General features: G+C 69.9%; 21 protein-coding genes and 2 pseudogenes. 8 read left to right on the forward strand and 15 right to left on the reverse strand.

The features are described from left to right. Window positions 1-163 precede the first annotated feature (163 nt). Window positions 164-325 (forward strand): hypothetical protein, encoded by a 162-nt coding sequence (locus ACMTAK_RS39895; protein ID WP_413810653.1) that lies wholly within the window; start codon window positions 164-166, stop codon window positions 323-325. A 32-nt stretch (window positions 326-357) separates the two neighbouring features. On the opposite strand, the gene ACMTAK_RS39900 is transcribed toward ACMTAK_RS39895, so the two are convergent. The 6 genes from ACMTAK_RS39900 to ACMTAK_RS39925 form a co-directional block, all read right to left on the reverse strand. Continuing rightward, a complete protein-coding gene (locus ACMTAK_RS39900; RefSeq protein WP_461773846.1) occupies window positions 358-1887 on the reverse strand; it encodes an MDR family MFS transporter in 1530 nt (509 codons plus the stop codon). 156 nt (window positions 1888-2043) lie between these two features. Next, entirely contained in the window at window positions 2044-2628 is a 585-nt protein-coding gene (locus ACMTAK_RS39905) for a sigma-70 family RNA polymerase sigma factor (RefSeq protein WP_413810655.1), read from the reverse strand. Window positions 2629-2735: 107 nt separating this feature from the next. Next, window positions 2736-3590 (reverse strand): amidohydrolase family protein, encoded by an 855-nt coding sequence (locus tag ACMTAK_RS39910; protein WP_413810656.1) that lies wholly within the window; start codon window positions 3588-3590, stop codon window positions 2736-2738. Window positions 3591-3655: 65 nt separating this feature from the next. Then, on the reverse strand, window positions 3656-4972 hold the full coding sequence (locus ACMTAK_RS39915) for an amidohydrolase family protein (protein ID WP_413810657.1): 1317 nt from the start codon (window positions 4970-4972) through the stop codon (window positions 3656-3658). A 163-nt stretch (window positions 4973-5135) separates the two neighbouring features. Then, window positions 5136-5993, reverse strand: coding sequence for an isocitrate lyase/PEP mutase family protein (locus ACMTAK_RS39920; RefSeq protein ID WP_413810658.1), 858 nt, complete (start codon window positions 5991-5993; stop codon window positions 5136-5138). Between the two features lie 55 nt (window positions 5994-6048). Beyond that, window positions 6049-6897 carry an SDR family NAD(P)-dependent oxidoreductase gene (locus tag ACMTAK_RS39925; protein ID WP_413810659.1) on the reverse strand — a complete coding sequence of 283 codons (849 nt, stop codon included), beginning with the start codon at window positions 6895-6897 and terminating at the stop codon, window positions 6049-6051. Between the two features lie 195 nt (window positions 6898-7092). Here ACMTAK_RS39925 and ACMTAK_RS39930 point away from each other — a divergent pair, with 195 nt between their 5' ends. Next, on the forward strand, window positions 7093-7449 hold the full coding sequence (locus ACMTAK_RS39930) for a VOC family protein (protein ID WP_413810660.1): 357 nt from the start codon (window positions 7093-7095) through the stop codon (window positions 7447-7449). Window positions 7450-7559: 110 nt separating this feature from the next. On the opposite strand, the gene ACMTAK_RS39935 is transcribed toward ACMTAK_RS39930, so the two are convergent. Both ACMTAK_RS39935 and ACMTAK_RS39940 read right to left on the reverse strand, forming a co-directional pair. Further along, complete coding sequence (locus ACMTAK_RS39935; RefSeq protein ID WP_413810661.1) at window positions 7560-8378, reverse strand: helix-turn-helix transcriptional regulator; 819 nt, start codon at window positions 8376-8378, stop codon at window positions 7560-7562. Window positions 8379-8432: 54 nt separating this feature from the next. Beyond that, on the reverse strand, window positions 8433-9359 hold the full coding sequence (locus ACMTAK_RS39940) for an SDR family NAD(P)-dependent oxidoreductase (protein WP_413810662.1): 927 nt from the start codon (window positions 9357-9359) through the stop codon (window positions 8433-8435). A 131-nt stretch (window positions 9360-9490) separates the two neighbouring features. Here ACMTAK_RS39940 and ACMTAK_RS39945 point away from each other — a divergent pair, with 131 nt between their 5' ends. Then, the gene (locus ACMTAK_RS39945; protein WP_413810663.1) at window positions 9491-10414 is read left to right on the forward strand and encodes a LysR family transcriptional regulator; all 924 of its coding nucleotides are present in this window, start codon (window positions 9491-9493) and stop codon (window positions 10412-10414) included. A gap of 78 nt (window positions 10415-10492) precedes the next feature. On the opposite strand, the gene ACMTAK_RS39950 is transcribed toward ACMTAK_RS39945, so the two are convergent. Further along, entirely contained in the window at window positions 10493-11062 is a 570-nt protein-coding gene (locus ACMTAK_RS39950; protein WP_413810664.1) for a hypothetical protein, read from the reverse strand. 10 nt (window positions 11063-11072) lie between these two features. On the opposite strand from ACMTAK_RS39950, the gene ACMTAK_RS39955 reads away from it, so the two are divergent. The 3 genes from ACMTAK_RS39955 (at window position 11073) to ACMTAK_RS39965 (ending at window position 12194) form a co-directional block, all read left to right on the forward strand. After that, on the forward strand, window positions 11073-11363 hold the full coding sequence (locus tag ACMTAK_RS39955; protein ID WP_413810665.1) for a hypothetical protein: 291 nt from the start codon (window positions 11073-11075) through the stop codon (window positions 11361-11363). Between the two features lie 182 nt (window positions 11364-11545). Further along, window positions 11546-11812 carry a hypothetical protein gene (locus ACMTAK_RS39960; protein ID WP_413810666.1) on the forward strand — a complete coding sequence of 89 codons (267 nt, stop codon included), beginning with the start codon at window positions 11546-11548 and terminating at the stop codon, window positions 11810-11812. Beyond that, a complete protein-coding gene (locus ACMTAK_RS39965; protein ID WP_413810667.1) occupies window positions 11787-12194 on the forward strand; it encodes a response regulator transcription factor in 408 nt (135 codons plus the stop codon). Before ACMTAK_RS39960 ends, ACMTAK_RS39965 begins: the two co-directional genes overlap by 26 nt. An 805-nt stretch (window positions 12195-12999) precedes the next feature. Here ACMTAK_RS39965 and ACMTAK_RS39970 read toward each other — a convergent pair. The 5 genes and pseudogenes from ACMTAK_RS39970 to ACMTAK_RS39990 form a co-directional block, all read right to left on the reverse strand. Next, window positions 13000-13482, reverse strand: a complete 483-nt coding sequence (locus tag ACMTAK_RS39970) for an MmyB family transcriptional regulator (RefSeq protein ID WP_413813144.1) — start codon at window positions 13480-13482, stop codon at window positions 13000-13002. A 155-nt stretch (window positions 13483-13637) separates the two neighbouring features. After that, window positions 13638-13757, reverse strand: a pseudogene (locus ACMTAK_RS39975) (SDR family NAD(P)-dependent oxidoreductase); the annotation flags it as partial. Window positions 13758-13770: 13 nt separating this feature from the next. Next, a pseudogene (locus ACMTAK_RS39980) lies at window positions 13771-13890 on the reverse strand (short-chain dehydrogenase/reductase); the annotation flags it as partial. 147 nt (window positions 13891-14037) lie between these two features. After that, window positions 14038-15102, reverse strand: coding sequence for a zinc-binding dehydrogenase (locus ACMTAK_RS39985; RefSeq protein WP_413810668.1), 1065 nt, complete (start codon window positions 15100-15102; stop codon window positions 14038-14040). Window positions 15103-15257: 155 nt separating this feature from the next. Then, the gene (locus tag ACMTAK_RS39990) at window positions 15258-15701 is read right to left on the reverse strand and encodes a TetR-like C-terminal domain-containing protein (RefSeq protein WP_413810669.1); all 444 of its coding nucleotides are present in this window, start codon (window positions 15699-15701) and stop codon (window positions 15258-15260) included. A gap of 1075 nt (window positions 15702-16776) precedes the next feature. Between ACMTAK_RS39990 and ACMTAK_RS39995 the strand changes: the two genes are divergently transcribed. Continuing rightward, the gene (locus ACMTAK_RS39995) at window positions 16777-17040 is read left to right on the forward strand and encodes a hypothetical protein (protein ID WP_413810670.1); all 264 of its coding nucleotides are present in this window, start codon (window positions 16777-16779) and stop codon (window positions 17038-17040) included. Window positions 17041-17201: 161 nt separating this feature from the next. Here ACMTAK_RS39995 and ACMTAK_RS40000 read toward each other — a convergent pair whose 3' ends face one another. Continuing rightward, on the reverse strand, window positions 17202-17831 hold the full coding sequence (locus tag ACMTAK_RS40000; protein WP_413810671.1) for a helix-turn-helix transcriptional regulator: 630 nt from the start codon (window positions 17829-17831) through the stop codon (window positions 17202-17204). 548 nt (window positions 17832-18379) lie between these two features. Between ACMTAK_RS40000 and ACMTAK_RS40005 the strand changes: the two genes are divergently transcribed. Then, a complete protein-coding gene (locus ACMTAK_RS40005) occupies window positions 18380-21175 on the forward strand; it encodes an AAA family ATPase (protein WP_413810672.1) in 2796 nt (931 codons plus the stop codon). Window positions 21176-21195: the final 20 nt, after the last annotated feature.

Below are 21195 nucleotides of genomic sequence, written 5' to 3' on the forward strand. Positions count from 1 at the left end.
AACAGCACAGCGAGAAGGGCTTCCTGCGTGACTTCGCGGGAGGTGTGCCGCGACGGCGGGCCCTCGCCCTGTACGCCGCGCAGGGGCCGCATCACCGACTCGCTCTTCCCCACGTCGACGACCACGGTCGCCGCCTGGCGCACCAGGCCGACCTTGGTACGCGGTGTCGGGGAACGACCGCACGACCTCCCCCGAGCTGGAACGGTTCCTCGCCCGGCGGATGGGGGCGAAGACCATCGAGCTGGCGTGGCGCCACCTCTCGCTCGTCACCCACCCCGACGCCATCGTGCGTCTGATCCTGGACGCCACCGCGCACGGAGCCTGATCACGCAAGCCCGGCCGGTTTGTGGAGTCGGGTCAAGAGGGGTCTGCCCGGGGAGCCGGGACGTCGGCGGGGACCTCCGCGTTCGACGAGCGCAACGGGGTCTCCCGGATGAACAGGATCAGTACCAGTGCCAGCAGGGAACACGGCGCGACGCCGAGGAAGACGTCACCGATCCCATGACCGTAGGCCGTCTCGATCACCTCGCGGACCGGGGCGGGCAGGGACGCCAGACGGGGGATACCGGACCCGCCGGATGAGGGCGCGTCGCCAAAGGAAGCAAAGCCGGTGGCCTCGAAGTGGGCGACCCGGCTGCCCAGCAGGGCTCCCAGAGCGGACAGGCCCAGCGCGCCGCCCAGGGAGCGGAAGAAGGAGACCAGGGAGCTGGCGGAACCGAGATCACCGGCACTGACCTGGTTCTGCACGGCGAGCACGAGGTTCTGGAACAGAAGGCCGACACCCACTCCGAAGACGATCATGATGAGGGCGGACTGCCCGTATGGGGTGCCCGTACGCAGGGTGCCCAGCAGGAGGGCACCCGCGGTCAGGAACACACCGCCGACGACCAGGGACATCTTCCACTTGCCGGTCCGGGTGATGATCCGTCCCGACAGCATGGAGGCCACCAGCAGGCCGCCGACCAGCGGAGTGGTCATGAGGCCCGCCATGGTGGGCGTCCGGCCCTCGGAGAGCTGGAAGTACTGGCTCATGAAGATGGTGCCGGCGAACATGGCCACACCGACGAAGAGCCCGGCGAGCGAGGACAGCGTGATCGTCGCGTTGCGAAAGAGCCGCAGCGGCACGAGCGGCGCGCTCGCCCTGGACTCGGCCAGCACGAAGAGCAGGCCGAGGACGATGGCACCGGGCACCATCACGGCGCTCTGCCACGACAGCCAGTCGTACTGGGCCCCGGCGAGGGTGATCCACACCATCAGCAGGCAGGCGAAGGCGGTCACCAGCACCGCGCCCAGCCAGTCCACACGGGCTCCGGCCCGGACCACCGGCAGGTCGATCGTGCGGTGCAGCACCGCCATGGCGATCAGCGCGAAGGGGATCACCGCGTAGAAGCACCAGCGCCAGCCGAGCCAGCTGACATCGGTGATGACACCGCCTATCAGCGGGCCGCCGACCGTGGCGAGGGCGTAGGCGGCCCCGAGGTATCCGCTGTAGCGGCCCCGCTGCCGCGGCGGGACCATGGCCGCCATGATGATCTGTGCCAGCGCGGTCAGGCCGCCCGCACCGATGCCCTGCACGGCCCGGCACGCGATCAGAGTGCCCGCGTCCTGCGCGAGACCGGCGACGACGGAGGAGACGATGTAGAGCACCAGCGCGAACTGGACGAGGAACTTCTTGCTCATCAGGTCCGACAGCTTGCCCCAGATGGGTGTCGAGGCGGTCAGGGCCAGGAGCGGGGCGGTGACGACCCAGGTGTAGGCGTTCTGCCCGCCGCCGATGTCGGCGAGGATGGTCGGGAGCGCCGTGGAGACGATGGTGGACGACACGGTGGCGACGAACAGGCCGAGCAGGAGGCCCGACAGGGTCTGCAGGATCTTCCGGTGGGGGATCGGCGCCTCGGCGTCGCCGGAGGCGGCCGACGCGGCAGACGGATCGTCGGTCACCGGGGCAGCGTGAGACGGGGTCTTGGACATGATGGTCCTTCAGTGGTGCGAGATACTGCGGAGAACTGGATGACAGAAACCGGGGCGGGTGTCAGTGTCGGCTCAACGGCGGCCGGACTGCTCGGTGTCGAGCAGCGTGCGCAGCCGGCGCCGGGCCCTGATCAGACGTGATCCCACAGTGTTGACCGGTGTTCCTGTGAGCCTGGCGATCTCCTTGTACGTGTAGCCCTCGACGTCGGCCATGTAGAGCACGTGCTGATGGCTGCGCGGCAGCAGGGCGAAGGCGGCCTTGACGTCCTTGTCGATCAGCCGCCCGAAGGCCGCTGCCTCGGCGGACTGGCCCAGCCCACAGTGGTCGGGTGAAGGGCCCCAGCGCGCGTCGGTGGTCTCGTCGATCGACAGTCGGTGTGGTTCACGGGCCCGCTTGCGGTAGTCGTTGATGAAGGTGTTGACCAGGATGCGGTTGAGCCAGGCCCGGAGATTGGTGCCCTCGGCGAACGAGCCGAAGGATGTCCAGGCCCGCAGACAGGTCTCCTGGAGCAGGTCGTCACCGTCGACTGGGTTTCCGGTCAGGCGTATCGCGCCGGCGCGCAGATGCCCCAGGAGGGGCACCGCCTCCCTGTCGAAGCGCGCGGACAGGTGAGCGTCGGTGTGGCGGTGCCTTTCGGCACGCTGTGCGGGGGTCATCGTGCTCTCCCGGGGGACGGTGATCGAGTGGGAGGTGTGTCCACCCGGTGGAGCGGACCGCGGTCGGCGAAAGCCGGCCACCGGCCTCGCGGCCGGTGGCCGGATACTCAGTGGCGGATCTTCGGGGGCGTGTACAGCTCCGCGGGGCGCGGCCAGTCGAGTATCTTGCGGACCGTGCCGCCGAGGATCCACTCCTTGTCCTGCGCGCTGAGCCGGGTGCTCTCGCGGATGCTGAAGAGTTCGTCGGCCCAGCGGTGGTCGCCGCTGATCGCCGAGTAGTCGCTCGCCCACATGACCCGCTCGCGGCCGAAGGCGTCGAGGACGCGCAGCAGCTTGTCGACAGCGGGTTCGAAGGGGTAGGTGTCCGCGTGGAACAGCTCGGGGCCGTGACCCCACTTGATGGCGACGTTCGGCAGGTCGGCCAGCCGCAGTACGTCCTCGAACTCGGCGTCGTTCTCCGGCATGCCGACGTGGTCGACGACGATGGTGGTCTCCGGGTGGGCCTGTGCGTAAGGACGCAGCAGGGGAGCGACGCGCGGGACCATCGTGAAGACCGGCAGGCCGTTGTCGGCGGCGGCGTCGAAGACGGGTGTGTAGGCGCCGTCCGCCAGTTCCTTGACGTCCTCCTCCATCCGGGCCACGATCCGCACCGCTCGGGCGTGCGGCGCGTCGGCGACGGCCTTGACGCCGGCCGTGAGCTGCGGGTCGCGGTGGTGGATGCGTAGCAGGTAGGAGAAGCGCTCCGGGTTGCGGATGGAGGCGAGTTCGGCGCCGGGGGCGGTGGCGCGGAAGGCCCGGTGTTCCGGCAGCAGGATGCCGGGGTTGCCGCGGCCGGTCTTCTCGTCGAAGCCCCAGAACTCGTCGATCACCGCCGCCTGGATGCCCAGGGAGTTCATGGAGGCCAGGGTCTCCTCGGCGTTCAGCGTGATGTGGAGGTGGATCTGTGAGTCGACGATGTCCATGGGAGATGTTCCTTTCGGTGGTGCTGGAGAGGTAGGGACGTGGGCAGGCGGGGGCGGCCGGGGATTCAACGGGTGGTCTCGGGCGCCCAACGGGCGCGCAGCGCCTCCCGGTCGACGGCGCGGCCGGCGAAGTAGACGGCGTGGATGCGGCGGGTGTTGGCGATGCCGTCCAGCGGGCTGGCATCCAGGACGAGCAGGTCGGCACGCTTGCCGGGTTCGAGCGTGCCGCGGTCGGTCAGTCCCAGGACTTCGGCCGGCAGCTGTGTCGACGAGCGGATCACCTGGAGCACCGGCATGCCGGCCCGGGCCATCGACTCGATCTCACGGTGCTCGGCGATGCCGAAGAACTGGGTGCGCGCGCCGGTGTCGGCCGACAGCAGGACGCGGACGCCTCCTTCGACGTAGGCGCGCAGGCTGTCCTCCAGAACCCGGTAGCCGGTCATGCCCTTCTCCACGGCCGCGGGCGTGAGCGTGGCGAGGTGCTCGCCCACCTCCTTGCGGGCTTTGACGGAGACGGTGTCCGTCAGCGCCGGCTCGGTCAGCCAGCCGCTGGTGTCGTAGGCGGTGCGCTGGATGCCCATCGAGGTGAACGCGAAGGCATCGTCGCGCTGGAGGAGTTCGATCAGCTCCGCGTCGGGGCCGGGGGCGCGGACCATGTGGGCGATGCCGTTCACGCCGGCCCGCAGGACCCCCTTGGCGTCCTCCAGCTCGAAGATGTGCGCGATGGCGAGGTAGCCGAGGCGGTGTGCCTCCTCGATGATCGCGGTGTACACCTCGGGCGTCAGCTTGTTGCGCGTGCCCCAGCGGTCGTCCACCCAAAACTTGATCGCGTCGGGTCGCTTGCGGGCGAGTTCGCGGACGGTGACGCGGGCCTCGTCCGCGGTCGTGACCTCGTGTACGACGTCGGTGGCGAAGTAGGGACCACCGTTGATCTCGCCGGGAGTCGGCGCGACGAGCCCGGTCCCGGCCGTGAACAGCAGCGGCAGTTGCGGATCGCTGAGTTCCCCGGAGCGCTGCGCGTTGCGCAGGCTGATCTCCACGTCGTCGCGGTCGGTGCCCAGGGACTGGAAGACGCTGATGCCGTAGTACGCGAGTCGGTGCAGGTGGTCCAGCACGTTCTCCAGGGAATAGTTGTCCTTGGAGACGGTCGCGTCCCGCATGTAGCCGATGTGACCGTGCGGATTGACGATGGTGGGCATGACCGTCTTGCCGGTCAGGTCGACACGGGCGGCGCCTTCCGGCACGGTCAGCAGGTCCTGCGGACCGATGTCGACGATGACACCGTCGTCGACGACGATCCCGGCGTCCGCGATCACGGTCCGGCCGTCACCGGTGATGACGTGGGCGCCGTGGAAGTAGGTGGTGTTGGCTGAGGAAGGCATGGTGTGGCCTATCTGGTGCCGGAGGAGATGCGGGATGGGGCGGGGTCCGGCGGACCGCGGGCCGAAAGTCGCTTCGGCGTGCAGACGTCGGGCTGTCGCCTGTGGGGGCGTCGGGTGTTCCGCGGAGAGGTCCGCGTCGCGAGGCCGGCCGGTCCGGGGTATGTCAGTCGTCGAGCAGGCCGTAGGAGCGGGCGTCTTCACGTGCCTGTTCGATGCCGAGGAACGTGTCGAATTCCGGCAGGGTGCCGATGTCGGACTCGATGCTGATCGTGGATCCCTCGCGGAGCAGTGTCTGGAACGCCATACGCATGGCGTGGACCGCGGCCAAGGGGCCGAGCGCCCTGTACAGGACGACGTCGACACCCCACGAGCCGATCTCGGCGGCGGTGCGTCCGGGGAAGTCCACGGTGAAGACGGGCACCTTGGACTCGGACTTCAGCAGGGCCCAGCGCTCCTCGTCCAGACGTCCCGCGATGAACACCCCGTCGGCGCCCGCCTCCGCATAGGCGAGCACCCGCTCGATCGCGGTGAGCTGGATGTCCACCGGAGCGCCGCGCTTGGACGCGTCGGTCCGCCCGATGACCATGAAGTCCTCGGACTTCCGGGCGTCCACGGCGGCCTTGATCTTGTCGGCTGTCCGCTGCGTCGTCTCCAGGTCCGCGGTGGCCTTGATGTGCTTGCCGAAGAGCTGGTCGTCGATGTGGGTGGCGGCCGCGCCCGCCCGCTCCAGCACCCGCACGGCGTTAGCGGTGTGCAGTGGGTTGCCCCAGCCGCCTTCACCGTCGACGATGATCGGCACGTCCACGATCGGCGCGAGCCGGCGCACCTGGTCGGCCATGTCCTCCAGACCGATGTAGCCGATGTCCGGCAGGCCGTACTTGGTGGCGCCGGTCGCGTAGCTGCCCAGGTAGGCGGATTCGAAGCCCAGTTCACGGATGAGGAGGGCGGAGATGCCGTCGTGGACGCTGGGGACGACCAGGGGCTTGTTGGCCTCGATCACGTGCTTGAGCGTGGTTGCCATGATGCTTCCCTTCGGACGGATGGACGGGCGGAACCGGACGGGACCCAGGGAGTCGTCAGGCGGCAGGGCGCCAGGGAACCACCTGGCCGTCGCGCACCAACTCGCCGTACTGCTCGGGCTGTACGGGCTGCTTCACCATGTCCAGCAGGGCGACGGCGGCCTGGTCCGGAGTGGGGGCGTCGCTCACGTCCCACCACGCCTGTGAGGTGCGGGTGTTCATCATGCCCGGGCACACGGAGGCGACGAGGATGTCTCGCGCCAGGTCGTCCGCACGCCGCTGGGCGGCCAGGGTACGTACGGCCGCGACCTGGGCGATCTTGGAGGGGATGTTGACGAAGGCCGGCCAGGGCCCGCCGAAGGCGCTGCCGTCCTGCACGGCGTCCCGCCAGGCGGCGACCGAGGCGTCCACGTCGTCCAGCGTGCCGAGGTTGTCGAATCTGCCGTGCAGCACCGGCGCGAGGTACGACAGGGTGCCGAGCGAACTCGCGACGACGATCAGCCGTCCCCCGTCCCGCACCAGGGGGCCGAACGCACGCAGCACACGTGTGGTGGCGAAGTTGTTGACCTGTGTGTAGGCGTCCACGATGGCGCTGGCGTCGTCGCCGGGAGCGACACCCATCACGGCGTTGTTGAAGACGATGTCGACCCCGCCGTGTCGCTCCGCCAGGGTGTCGGCCAACTGCTGTGCGCGGTCGGGGTCGGCGACGTCGAAGAGCTCGTCGCGCACTTCGGCGGGTGCGACGGCCGCCAGTTCGGCGGCGACCTCCTTCAGACGGACGCCGTCCCGGCCCGTGGCGTACACGATGTCGCCTTCGTTGAGCTGCTGCGCCAGGGCCTTGACGAGCGCGAGGCCCAGGCCCTGGGTCGCTCCGGTGACCAGTGCGATACGGGGTGCCTTCGCCATATTTTCCTCCAAGGTTTTTCTGTTTACGGACAACAGAATGCATGGAAGAAAAGGCTGACACATCCCCTTGCTTGGGTGTCGCTTATGCTGGTGTTCGCACCACCCTGATCGCCGGATGGTCCAGTTGGAGGGTGTTGCAATTGGCACCCGGGTACCGACTTGTTGGCTACTGCGCCCGCTGTTTATCGTATTCGCATGAACAATCTCATCGACTCCATTTCCGCCCGCATCGAAGTGTCCAGCATCACGGAGGCTCTTCCCCTCTACCAGGCGCTGGCCGGCGTCGACGAGGCGCCGATCCTGGAGTTCCCGGGTCTCCGGCTCGCCGTTGTCGGTCCGTTCCTCGTCATCGAGGGGGACGCGGACACGCTGAAGAAGATGCACCGTGAGGCGACGCTGCACGTCAACGACCTCGAAGCGGCCGTCAACTCCTTCGTGAAGGAGGGCGGTTCGGTGATCGACGGCCCGACCGAGGCGGCCGGCGGGGTGCGCACCATCGTGGCCGACCGGGACGGCAACCTCTTTGAGTGCTTCCACCGCCCGTCTGCCTGACACCAGGGCCTCTCGCCGGGGCCGGGGTGAGAAAGAATTCAGAAAGGAAGTGCGCGGAGTCCGTGAGAACGGGCTCCGCGCCTTTTTGGCGGTGCCAGGTTCTTCTGGCGCTACGCCTGAGCGACCATGTCCGCTTCCACGGTCAATTCGGCTTCGAGAAAGACAATCAGCGACTGCTGCTCGTCGTGCGCGTCGGCCAGCTTGATGTAGTCGTGATCGACGCGTCCGAGGCGCGGATGGTGGATTTGTTTCCGGGATGAGCTGAATCCGCTGATGCCGCCCTCGTCCCACAGTTCGCAGAACGTCTCGGACGCCTTCTTCATGGTCTCCAGGAGTTCCGGTCCGCGCGGATCGTCGGGGTGTTGTGCCAACGCCACCCGGAACTGGCCCACCAGTGAGCGGGCCTCGCCCATCCAGTCCACGAACAGACCGGAGCCGCGCGATTCGGTGAAGGTCAGCCACAGGATGTTGCGCTCGCCCTCGGGCCGTTGGTCCAGCCCGCCGAGCAACTCGGCGTACTCCTCGTTGTAGGCGAGCAGATCCCACCAGGGGGTCATCACATAGGCCGGTCGCGGGGACAGCTCCTGCACCAGCCGGCTCAGCAGGGGGTCCACCGTGCGGGGGTGCGGGCCGCTCGGCGGCAGCGCGAGACCTGCCAGGGTGAACAGGTGGGCACGCTCGGGCTCGGAAAGCCGCAGTGCGGCGGCGAGACTCTCGATCACCTGCCTGCTGACGCTGATGTCCCGGCCCTGCTCGATCCACGTGTACCAGGTGACGCTCAGGCCGGCGAGCTGGGCGAGTTCCTCTCGTCTGAGTCCGGGCGTACGGCGCCGGGTGCTGGGCTGAAAGCCCGCTGACAGGGGGTCGGTCGCTTCGCGACGGGACCGTAGGAAGCCCCCGAGTTCTTCGCGCTGGACCAGGTCGGACATGAGGAACCTCGATTACCACGGCGATGGGCGGAGGGCGGACGGGCCGGACGAATCTCAGCGGATCTCGGCGAGCAGTTTCTCGGAGACAGTCCACAGTCGCCGTGCGTTGTCGGCGTCGACGGCGTAGCGGGCGACGCCATGGAGATTACCTGTCCGGCAGTCGACGACCTCGGCCTCGTTGCAGTCGGCGAAGTAGCGGCCGCCCACCCCTTCCAGCAGCGGGGAGACAGCGAGCAGGACGGACGTCGCGGCCCCCTGCCCCACCGACTTCAGCTGGTCGGCCGGCACCCGGCCGCTGCTGCCTCCGATGTGCCGCTGAAGGTTGGTCTTGATGGCGCCCGGCATCAGCGCGTTCACCGTGATGCCGTCGGCAGCCCAGCGGCGCGTCGCCTCCACCGCGAACAGGACGTTGGCCGTCTTCGACTGGGCGTACGCGGCCCACGGGTCGTAGCTCCGGAAGTCGAAATGCAGGTCGTCGAAGACGACCGGCGAGCGCTGGTGCCCGGTGGAACTCACCACCACGACGCGCGCGCCGCCGGCCTCGGCGAGTGCGTGATGCAGACCGGTCGCGAGTGCGAAGTGCCCCAGGTGGTTGGTGGCGAACTGCAGTTCCCAGCCCTGGGGCGTGTACTCCTCCGGGGAAGCCATGATCCCGGCGTTGTTCACGAGGATGTGGAGCGGCCCGTGCCAGGTGGCGCCGAAGGCGGCCACCGAGGCGGGGTCGGCGAGGTCGAGCCGTGCGGTACGGACGTCCTTGTTCCCGGTCGACCGGGTGATCTCCTCGGCGGTCCGGTCACCCGCCACTAGGTCGCGGACCGCCAGGGTGACCTCCGCCCCGCAGGAGGCCAGCGTCCGCGCGGTCTCGGCGCCCAGGCCGGAGGAGGCGCCGGTGACCACGACACGGCGTCCCGTGAGGTCGACGCCCGCCGCCACCTCGGCCGCGGTGCTGCTGAAACCGAAGGGGGTGGTCAGAAGGGGCATGCCGAACTCCTCGCTCGCTCGGTCTGAATCAGGTGCGCGCGCCCGGCGGCGCAGCTCCACGGCTTTCACCGTAGGTCTGCTCTCTCCATGAGACAAACGAGAGTTCAGCACATGTGGTATGCGTAAGTGTCATGGACTTCAGGGATGTGTCACTCACCGCCTTGCGGGTGTTCCGGGCCGTGGCCGAACAGGGGACGTTCACGGCTGCCGCGGAGTCGCTGGGCTACACCCAGTCGGGCGTCTCCCGCCAGATCGCCTCCATCGAACGGGTAGCCGACGCCAGGCTCCTGGAGCGCCGCCGCGAGGGCGTTCGCCTGACCGCCGCGGGCCACTTGGTTCTGCGGCGCGCCTCGGTGGCCCTCGACGAGATCGACCGCACCGCCCGCGAACTCTCCGGACTGCCGGATCAGGGCGGGACAGTGAGGGTCGGGTGGCTGCCCAGCGTGGGAGCAGTCCTGCTGCCGAAGGCGATCGCGGCGCTGCGCGTCTCGCACCCCGGCATCACTGTCATGACCCGCGAGGGCGGAACTCCCGCCCTCGTCCGGGCGCTGCGCACGGGCAGCATCGACTTGGCGCTGATCAGTTCCGCACCTCCGTTCCGTCCGCTGGACGCGGAGTCGCCCTCGCTGGTGTCCCAGACCCTCACCGAGCGGAGTCTGTACCTCGCGCTGCCGGTCGCCCACCCTTTGGCCCGCCGTGACTACGTCGACGTCGCCGACCTGCGGGGACAGCGGTGGATCGCCGCGCCGGGCTCGGGGGACGATCGGCTGATGGGGGTGTGGCCGGGGCTCGACGAGCGGCCCGAGATCGCGCATACCGCCCGGGACTGGCTGGCCAAGCTGCATCTGGTCGCAGCCGGCTGCGGCCTGACGACGGTCCCGGTCGCCCTCGCCGGAGCGGCACCCGAAGGGGTCGTCGTGCGGCCGGTGCGCGGGGGCGCGCAGGAGCAGCGCCGCCTGCTGCTCGCCCGGCTTCCGCATCCGCCCCAGGAGGCGACCGAGCGGGTCGCCGAGGCGCTGCGCGCCGCCGCCCTCGACACCGACATCGCCCCTTAGAACGGCCCCGGGACGGTTCAGCGACCTCATCAAACAATGATGAAATCGCATGGGGGGTGTGCCGAACTATCGTTGGACTCATGTTCTGCGCGTCCTTAGCGTGAAGTGCATGACAGATCCACGCATCGCCCTGGTCACTGGGGCGGACCAACCCCTCGGCCGGGCACTCGCCCAGGGGATGGCGGCCCGCATGGGAAGTGGCGATGTTGTCCTGGCGGCCGGGCGTGACGCCCAGCGGGTCTTCGACGCCACCGAGTCGATCGCCGGGGGGTCCGCTGCCGCAGCCGCGTCGAGGGATGGATCCTCGACGTCACCGACACCGCCATCGTCTTCCACCGCGCGCAGGAACTGCGCACCCGGTACGGCGATCTGGACGTCGTGATCTCGGGCGCCGTGGGCACGGTCGAGCCGCACACGCCCGAGGTGGACCAGGCCGACGCGTTCATCGACATCACCAACGTCGCCACCCACGCGATGCTCCGCGCCTTCGGACCGTTCCTGCGGCCAGGCGGCCGGCTCGTCGTGGTCGCCGGCGCGCACGGCACGCTCGGTCACCTCGACCCGCGTCTGCAGAACCTCTTCGACGGGGCCGCCCTGGAACAGGTCGAGCGCCGTGGAGTCGTGGCGCAGTGCCCTGCACCTGCGCATCCCGTCGAAGGTGGCCCAGGTCGCCGCGGTGCGTGCCGTCGCCACCGAACGGCGTACGCGGGACATGGCCGACGCGGCCCTGGTCGCGGCGGAGTGCCCCGGATCCCCGCCCCCCCGCGGCCCGTGGTCGCGCCGAGTGTCGGCGGGGACATCGGAGGAGGTCGCGGGCGCCGTGCTGGGCCTGGTCCTGTCGAAGCGCCCGGACCCCTTGATGTACGGCGAACCGGTCCACCGGGGCGAGATCCTGCCGTGGAACCGCGGCACCCCGCCGGAGGCACAGGACCGGTTCCCCACCCTGTGAGCAAGCGGCTCCGCCGGGTGGGAGACAACGGTGCCACCCGCCCGCAGAGCCATCGAGGGCGTCCCCTCCCGGCTGCGCGCGCTCCGGCACTCCTGGCCGGTCGCCGCGTCTCAGGGCCGTACCGCCGCGTCGTCACGAGTCGTCGGCGGCAGGGCACGCCCGCCAGGCATGAGGAAAAGCACGTGAACGCTCCGAACCCGTCCGCCGAGCTCAACCCGGCCGCGCCGGACACGCGGACCTCCCGCTCCGTCGCCGTGGTGGTCGTGGCGGACGATCCGATCACGGCGGAAGGCGTGGTGACCTACCTCCGGTCCACCCCTGCCACGACGGTCGTCCCCCGGGAACGGGCCGGCGAGGCCGACGTGGCGCTGTTCGTCGCGGTAGGGTCACCGGCCGGACCATCGCCGCCATGGAATGGAAGAGGTGGCTCACTGCTGCGACGACGGTGAGCTGCCCATCGCGCTGGTCGCCGACGGCATCAGCGGCGGTGCGCTCTTGGTCCGAGCCATCAGCCACGGCCTTGTCAGCTATCTGGTCCGTGGGCAGGTCGACCTGGAGGGGACGGTCGGCACGCTGGTGGCGGGCAGCCGGGGCCGCACCGAGATCCCGCCCCAGATGGTCAAGGAGCTGGTCGCCCGGGTGAGGGTGTGGCAGCGCGGCGGTTCGGACGGGGTGGACTCGCCCCTCGGCGAGCTTACCCGCAGGGAGACGGAGGTCCTCTCGCTGATCGCGGAGGGGCTGATCACGGCCGAGATCGCCTCCCGGCTCAACTATGCCGAGCGCACCATCAAGAACGTTCTGCACACGGTGATCGTGCGGCTGCATCTGTAGAACCGGGCTCATGCGGTGGCTTACGCCATGCGTGCCAGGGCGATTTGATCATTCGCTTATGTAAATAGTTTATTGGGGCGCCCCTGTGTCGACGGGGCCCGCGGCGCCTGCGCCGCCCATGGCCCAAGGGGCATTCGTGGTGACCGTTGGGGCTATGCGTCCGCATCCGGCTCGGCGGCTCCCCGGGAACGTCGTGGGGCGGTGCCGGAACGCGTCCGACACCGGCCCGAACGAACAGCCGATCGCACCAGGATGGCCCGTGACGTCGCGCTGACGCCGGAACTGGCGGCCACCGTCACTGTTTCGTCAGTCGTCCGGCTCGGTGGGACGCCAGCGTCTCGGCCGTATGGCGCAGCGCCTCGGCAGGATGCCGGGGCGGGAGCGCGGGGTGGACCGCGCGGGTTCACCTGGAGCTCTCCGTCGCGGAAGCGCTCGGGGAGGGCGGCGACCTGGGGCGCCCAGCGTGTGGTCGACAGAGACGGTCCTTCAGAGGTCACCGGCGCCAGCCACAGCCGGAGCACCTCGGTCGGCCGCTCGGCGGCCGCTTCGGCGCGGCCGGCTTCCAGCACCCGCCGCGCGTCCACCCGCAACCGCCGGAACCGCAGCGGTCAAGCGACTCCTCGCGTCGAGGAGTTCCATGCGGACCGAGGCTTCCGGTACCGCCGCGCGCACGCCGTCGACGGCGGCCCGGCCTCGGCCCCGGCGGCGGCCAGGTGTCTCGCCGCGGCCAGACTGACTCCCTGGCTGGCGCCGGTGACGACGGCCCTCTAGGGGACGGGCGCGTTCGGGCATCGAGCCTCTGAGGTCATCCGGGGGGGCCTTCGCCCGGTTCGCCGTTCCACTGGAGGAGGCAGCGCAGGGCGTCCTCCGAACGGGATCCCGGCTGCGCGGTGTACGTCACCAGCGTCAGTCCGAGCTGTCCCTCGACGGCCAGCATGTGGGCGTCCAGGGCCAGTTCCCCGACGAGCGGATGGCGGTAGATCTTGCGGCGCAGGTTGGGTGCGCTCACCGACGCGGCGCCCCACCAGTTGCGGAAGTCACCGTCCCGGATGACCAGTTCGCCCACCAGTGCCTGGAGAGAGGAGTCGTCGGGGTGGCGTCCGGCCTCCATGCGCAGCGCCGCCACGGCCTCCCGCGCCATCGCCTGCCACTGGTCGCCGAAGAGCGCGCGGTAGCCCTCGTGACAGAAGGCGAGCCGGACCAGGTTGCGGTGGCTGCGCGGCAGTGAGTCGAAGTCGAGGAGCAGGGAGACCGCGCCCTGGTTCCACCGGGCGTCGGAGGCCGCCAGTTCGCGGGGGCCACGTCGACGATCACCGAGGCGGCGCGTCCGGGGGCGCCCGGCTGCTCACCGTGGTGCTGGGCGAGGCGCGTCGCGACCGAGCCGACCAACTCCTCGTAGGCCGCGCTGCGCGGCAGCACCGTCATGGAGTCCGAGCCGAGGATGTCCGTCCGCAGGTCACCAGGTTCGACGAGCGTCACCTTCAGGCCCAGCGGACGTATCTCCTTGGCGAGCGACAGCGAGAAGGTGTTCACCGCCCGCTTCGCGGCCTGATACGCGGCCAGGGCCCGGTGTGCCCATACGGCCGCCGAGCGAGGAGACCTGGACGAAGTGACCGGACCCCTGCCGGCGCAGGACGGGCAGCGCGGCCCATGTCACATGCACGACACCCCAGAAGTTCGTCGCGATCTGCGCGGCGAACGACTCGGCGGGGTGTCCTCGACGGAGCCGAGGTCCGCCTGGCCGGCGTTATGGGTCCGCAGACCCAGCGGGCTCGGCAAGGAGCCGATTGCGCGGCGGACTTCGGCACGGGACCGGCTTCTCCCGGGCGGTGGGGGACCGGTCTCAGTTGGGTTGGACGACGACGAGCGGTCCGCCGGACTCGGCTGCCTTGTCCATAGCGGCGTCGAGCTGGTCGAGGGGGAAGGTGGCGATCTGGATTCCCTCCAGGTCGAGCAGGCCTCCCGCCGCGAGCTTGAGCAGCTGTGCGGGGGCGCCGGCCGGATACATGAAGTGCCCAATGATCTCGCGGTTGGTCATCATCAGCTGGGTGTAGTCGACCGGCAGGGGAGCCCGTGCGCTGCCCATCAGAACGAGGCGGCCGCCGCGGCGCAGCGCCACGAGGGTCGACTCGGTGGCAGCGGTGTCGGTCGCGCCTCCGATCATGTCGAAACCGAGGTCCGCACCGCCGCCAGCCGCGGCGCGCAGTGCCTGGGCATCGGCGTCCACGTCACCGGTGAGTCCGACCGGTACGACCCGGTCGAGTTTGCCGAGACGGTCGAGCACGGTCCGGTTGCGGCCGGCCGCGACGACCTTGCCGGCGCCCATGGCGAGCGCGACGTACACGGCGGCCTGGCCGAAGTCGCCGGTCGCCCCGTTGACCACCACGGTCTCGCCCGGTTCCAGCCGCCCGCGCCGGAGGCCGCCGTAGGGGACGAGGCACCGGGTGATGACCGCGAGCCGCTCGCTCGGTACGTCGTCGAGTTCCGCCGGAATCGGCGTCACGACGGACACCGGAGCCATCGCCACCTCCGCCAGTGTGCCTTCGGGCCAGTCGTTGAGCAGGGCGGCGTTCGCCGGTGCGGCGGTCATGGACAGCAGCGCGACCGCGGGCTCCGGCACGTTCTCTGCGGCGGTGACGCTGCCCGTGGTCAGCACGCGCTGGCCGGGCGTGAGGTCGTACACCTGCGCGCCGACCTCGGCGATGGTGCCGATGCCGTTGGTGCCCGGCGTGAACGTACCGTCAGGCGGGTTGTAGCCGGGCAGCTTTCCTTCGACGTACTGGCGCAGGTAGCTCACCACCGAGCATGCCTCGATCCGGATCGTCACCGAACCGGGCCGGGGGGTGAGGTCCGAAACGTCGAGCAACCGCAACGACGGGCCCGCCGTCTCCAGCCGCCATGCCTTCATGCCAGTCTCCCAGGAACTCTACGAAGGTTGCGGATCCATGCTGCCTCCGCCGTGGGCGAGCGGCCAGATAAGCAATCATGCTGGTGGCAGCAGCACCAGCCTCGGCGGACCGGCACAAGCGGCCGGCACCGCGCCCGCGGGGGTCGCCTCATCGGCTAGGGGCGTTGCCGGGTGAGTGCCGAGATCATCCGGAGGTTGGCCTGCTCCGCTGACATGCCCCAGTCCCACTCGTTCTTGTGCAGCCGCAGCGACACGATGCCGTGCCATACGGACCACAGCATGAGGGCGGCGGCGAAGGGGGCGTCGGAGTCGACGCGGCGGGCCAGCTCCACGACGCGCCGCTGGAGGCCGGGACCCTGATCGGCCCGCGTGGCGGGCAGTTCGTCATGGCTCTCGAAAAGGAGTTGGTAGGCGCCGGGATGGGCCAGCGCCCAGGCGATGTAGGTGTTTCCGGCCACCACCAGCGGCTCGTCCTGTTCCGCGGCGCTGTCCAGGGCCGCCTGGACGTTCTCGATCAGGGAGGTGTACTCCACGTCGAGCACGGCGGAGCGCAGGTCCCCCTCGGACGGGAAGTGCCAGTAGACCGCAGAGGGAGCCACGCCGCAGGAGCGGGCGATCCCGACCAGAGGGCCACGTGGAGTGGCCTGGCGTGGGTCACCGAGGAGAGCTCCACCCCATGAGGGCAGTTCGACCCAACCTCCCTATCAAGCGTCCGGATCCCGCTCCGGGTATCCCGCGCCTCCGGCCGCCCACCGGTCGGGGCACGGGCACAGTGCGGCAACGGGACAGCCGGAGCAGGTCGAATGGGGTGTCGACTGGTTCCAGCCGGGAGTCGACGAGGCCTTGACGGATGCCCTGCGCGGCATGAGCGTGGTGCCGCCGGATGTCGAGTGGCCGACAGCGGTCCGCGCCGAACTGTCGCGCCAGCTCGCGCGGGTGCTTCCCGCTGATCTCCTGACGCGCATCGGCGTGAGACAGCCTTGGACGGTGCCTGGCACCACACGTCCTGTCCAAGTGATCGTCACGCCGCGAGGTCGGCAGGACCTCACGGACGCATCGACCGATGCGGTGACGGGCGAGATCAGGATTCCTGAAGAGAATCTGCTCGGCGAGAGCGTGTCCACCGCGGATGGGGGCACCGACACCCAGGCCGACGAATACTCCTCCTCGATGCACGAACTGGCTCATGCCCTCTACTTCTTCGTCCTCGACGAGCCACGACAACGCCTCGTGGAGCAGGCATTCCGGCAGAAGCTGGCGATGGGAGCAGCGGCACAGTGGGCGGACGGCCCGCCACCTCGACCGGCGAGCGCAACTGGTCGGCACGCGACGCTGCGGAGTACTTCGCGCAGACGTTTAACGCCTTCCGGGTGCCAACGCCGGCCACGATCCTGTGACCGGGGCCGCGCGCAACAACGGCCCGGAGTGGGTCGAGCCCAACGAACCGGTCCTCCACGGCGTCCTCACCTCGCTGTACGGGAGGCAACCGCAGCAGGTGCGCTACAACCCGACATCGCGCGCCGCGGCGGAACACGGCACCTGGCGCGGCTTCCGGGACTTCTTCGAGTACGTCGGCGACCCACCCGAGCACAGCGCTGGTCCGTGGGCACGGTCGGATGCCTGGAGGCTTGGTGGGAACGAAGCGGCCGAGGTGTTCGAGGCCGAGCAGGGCACATGCTGTCCCGCGAGGAGTCAGGAGGCACCGAGGCGGCCGGTTCACCGGCACTCGCCGATGAGGGGCCCGAGCGGGACCCCGTCGACGTCGACGTCCCTGGAGCGTGGCTGGAGGAGCGTGCGCCTGAATTCGCGTCCGTGCTGGTCGAGTTGACGCGACAGTCCGGTGACCGCGAGTGTGTGCACTTGCTCGTCCGCCACCAACTGCGGCGGTGGGGGCTCACCGACGAGGCCCCTGGCCTCGCACAGGCGTCCGCAGCGTGAACGGCTTCGGAGGACGGAACAGGTCGCTGCCGGGGAGGTGCCCGCGGATCGCCCGGAAGAACGGGGCGGCCCCGCAAGGGCCGCCGCAGCCGCGGGCACGGTTCGCTGTCCTCGCGCGGGCAGGGCGCTGGTGCCACCTGGTCCGCGAACCCGACAGCGGTTCAGATGGCGCCGATACGTATGGCGTAGGCCACGGCGTGTGCGCGGTTGCGCAGCTGACGCCGGGTGATGAGGGTGTGAAGGGCCGCTTTGATGGTGCGCTCGGAGTAGTTGAGCTTCGCTGCCACGTCGGAGGTGGTCATGCCTTCGGCGATGAGGGCGAGGATGTCCACCTCGCGTCGGGACAGGGCGCCCGCGCGCAGTTGACAGAGGTCGTCCAGCTGTTCTCGAAGCCGGAGTTCCTGGACGACCGTGCGGGCCATCCCCTGGGGCAGGGCGGCATAGCCGGCGGTGCTCGCGAGCAGCGTGGTGATGAGGTCTTCCACGCTGGTGCGTGACCGGGGGAGGAAACTGACCAGACCGCCGCCGATGGCACGCAGCAGGTGTGCCTTGTCGATGGAGTCGGCCACCATGACCAGCGGTCGGTCGGGGCGGGCGAACTGGTCGGCGAGGCGTTCCAGCAGAGTGATGGCCCAACTGCCGGCCTCTGTGGCGAGTACGAGGCCGGCGTCGGCGTCGGCCGGTTCCTCGTCCGGGAGGACGACCACCTGAGGGTTGTCACTCAGGGCTGCGGTGACGCCCTGCCGGGTGATCGGGTCGGTGGCCGACAGGGCCAGTCGCAGGGGTCTCATGGCTTGCCTGCCTCGCTTCTCACACGGGTGTGTCTCGGGCGGCACGGTCTGCTCGCTCCCGCGAGGTCGTACCTGGACCCTCGCTGTGCGCGAGCGGTGGTCGGCCGGACTCCCCCTCCACCTCGGCGGCGGAAGACGGGAACCGGGTGCGGTCGGCCGCACGGCCGGCCGTGGCGGGGCGGCCGGCATTTGCGTTTCGCTCGGTCGTGTCTGCCTCATGACGTACGCCGTGTCCCTGCTGCTCGGAGGCTCTGTGTGCCTCGACGGAGTGGGTGCGTCGAGCATCTCGTGAGCTGGGCGTACGTGAATGAGTCATGTGACTCAAAGTGTTCCCCGGCTCCCGTGGCGTGGTCCGTCACTCCGCGTTTACCATCAAAAAACCATAGAAATTATCAAATACTGACAAGTCTAATTGTTTTTGAACATGTCGTTGCCCCGCGAGGACATGATCGGCCTGAAAGTCAGCCCTGAAAGTCAGCACGAACAGGAAGAGCTACTAGGTTTGAACTGGAACGAGTCTTGACGCTCGGAGCGGGAATCGCACAGGAATGATGCACACAAAGCCGACGCCGGAGCTCTTCGGCCGCGACACCGAGCTGGCATCGGTGCGCGCACTGATCGAGGAGACCACGAAAGGCGGCGCGTCCTTGGTGTTCTACGGCGATGCCGGGCTGGGCAAGTCGGCCCTCCTCGACGCGGCTGAGCGCGACGCGGCAGCCGAAGGCATACGCATCGTCCGGTCCGCGGGCATCGAGTTCGAGGCCGACATCAGCTTTGCCGGTCTCAACCAGATCCTGCTGCCGCTGCGCAGGCACATCGCCGATCTGGAGCCCGCGCTGCGCGACGGCCTTTGCGTCGCCCTGGGGCTCGCCGCCGGCTCGCCGCCGGCCCGCCTGCTGGTCTCGAACGCGGTGCTGGCACTGATGACGCTCGCCGCGTCGCACCGCCCGCTCCTGGCCGTGGTCGATGACATGCAGTGGCTGGACCGCGTGAGCGCGCAGGTCCTGGCGTTCGTCGCCCGTAGCTCGTCAGGCCGCCACTTCGGTTTCCTGGGTGCGGCCCGTACCGAGGATCCCGGGATGCTGCAGCTCGGTGACCTTCCCACCCAGGAGCTGCGCACCCTGTCCGACGGTGCCGCACGCACCGTGATCGACTCAGTGGCCCCGGGGCTGGCGCCCTCGGTGCGTGCCCGCGTTCTGGAGGAGGCGTGCGGCAATCCCCTGGCAATCGAGGAGCTCGCCGCCTCGCTGGACCCGGGGCAGCGATCGGGGAGCGCCGCGCTGCCCCCCGTCCTGCGGACGACCAGCCGACTCACCGATCTCTTCGCGGCACGTATCCGGAGACTGCCCGCGCCCTCACGCCGAGCGCTGCTGATCGCCGCGCTCAACAGCTCGAGCGACACCGGCGTGCTGCGCGCCGCGATCGGCGACTCGCTCGTCGCCCAGCTGGCGCCGGCCGAAGAAGCCCGGCTGATTTCCTGGTCGCAGACGGACGAAGAACTGATCTTCCGTCACCCGCTGATGCGCTCGGCGGTGGTCGAGCTGGCCACGCCGTCCGATCAGCGGGCGGCACACCGCTCGCTCGCCGCGGCCCTGCGGGCCGAGCCGGACCGCCGCGCGTGGCATCTGGCCGACGCCGCGGTGGGTACGAACGAAGGGGTGGCCACCCTGATGGAGGACGTGGCCCGTGGAGCCGCGCGCCGAGGCGACTCCGCGGCCTCGGTCAACGCGTTCATCAGAGCTGCGGCGCTCAGCCCCCACCCCGCGGACCGCAGCCGCCGTCTCGGCGAGGCCGCGTATCTCGGCGCCCACGCGGGGGAGCTGGCCACCGCGGGGGAGCTCCTCACGGCTGCCCGTGACGCCGATCCCGTACGTCACACCTCGCTGCGTGATGCCTCAACGGCCGCCTACCTGCTCATGGCAGGCGACGGCGACGTCGACGCCGCGCACCGGCTGCTCACCGCGTCGATCGCGGCGTGCCCCGATCCTGACGACTCCACGGACCCCGAGCTGCTCGAGGCGCTGCACACCCTGTTCATCGTCTGCCTGCTCAGCGGGCGCGCCGAACTGTGGACGGCACTGCACGAGGGACTGGACCGGCTGCGACCCGCCGCGCCCGAGGGGCTCGCCCTGCGTGCCCGCCTGTTCGGAGACCCCGCCCGCGCCACCGCGGCCGATTTGCGCCGGCTGGATGCTGAGATCGCGGAGCTGTCGGCGGAGACCGACCCCGTGACCATCTCGCGGGTCACGATCACCGCGACCTTCGTCGGCCGGCTGGCGGCCTGCCGCGAGTCGCTGTGGCGGGTCGTGCGGTATGCCCAGTCGGCCGGGGTGGCCATCGAGGCCAACGCGCTGCGCGACCTGGCGCTCGGCGGCTTCATGAGCGGCAGGTGGGAGGAGGCGGAACGGCTGGCGACGCTCGGTCTCGAGCGCGCTGACGAGCACGGCCCCGGTGTGATCGCCGGCCAGTTCGAATGGATCCTCGGCCTGCTGGCCGCGGTCCGCGGGGACCACCGACGCAGCCAGGCTTTCTCCGACCGGTTGATGCGGTGGAGCAGTCCGCGCCGGGCGTTCGGCTTCATGCACTTCGCCCATCAGCCCCGTGTCCTCTCCGCCATCGCCGACGGAGACTGGGAGCAGGCATACCGCGACGCTGACGCCATCAGCCCGGCGGGTGAACTCGCCTCCCATGTCGGTGCCGCGTTGTGGGTCTGCATGGATCTCGTGGAGGCAGCCGTCCGTACCGACCGCCTCGATGAGGCAAGAGCCCATGTAGCGGCGATCCAGAAGGCCGACATCGCCGCCATCTCCCCGCACCTCGCACTGCTCGCCGCAGGAGCGGCGGCCATGACAGCGGAGGAAGGCGCTGCTGCCGGGCTGTACGAGCAGGCACTGGCGATTCCCCATGCCGACCGCTGGCCCTTCGACCGGACCCGGGTCCAACTCGCCTACGGAGAACACCTCCGCCGGCTCAGAGCCCACGTCCTGTCCCGGACCCAGCTCAGCGCGGCGATGCGGACCTTCCAGTGGCTGGGCGCCGAGCCCTGGGCCGACCGGGCCGCGCGCGAGCTGCGCGTGGCGGGTGGGATGCCGACGACCGCACCGGTGCACCGGGAGCATGGCGTCGAGCGGGGGGTGCTGACTCCTCAGGAGCAGCAGATCGCTCAGCTCGCGGCCGCCGGCCTGACGAACAAACAGATCGCCGAACGTCTCTTCCTCTCCCACCGCACGGTCGGCAACCACCTGCACCGCATCTTCCCCAAACTGGGCATCACCTCGCGCGCCGGACTGCGCGACGCGCTCCCCGACGCCTTAGCCGGTGAGGTGCTAGCGGTGGTTTGTTGACATCGGGGCGGGACCGCAGT

This window comes from Streptomyces lacaronensis (genome assembly GCF_047337785.1).
In the GTDB taxonomy this organism is placed as follows: domain Bacteria; phylum Actinomycetota; class Actinomycetes; order Streptomycetales; family Streptomycetaceae; genus Streptomyces; species Streptomyces lycopersici.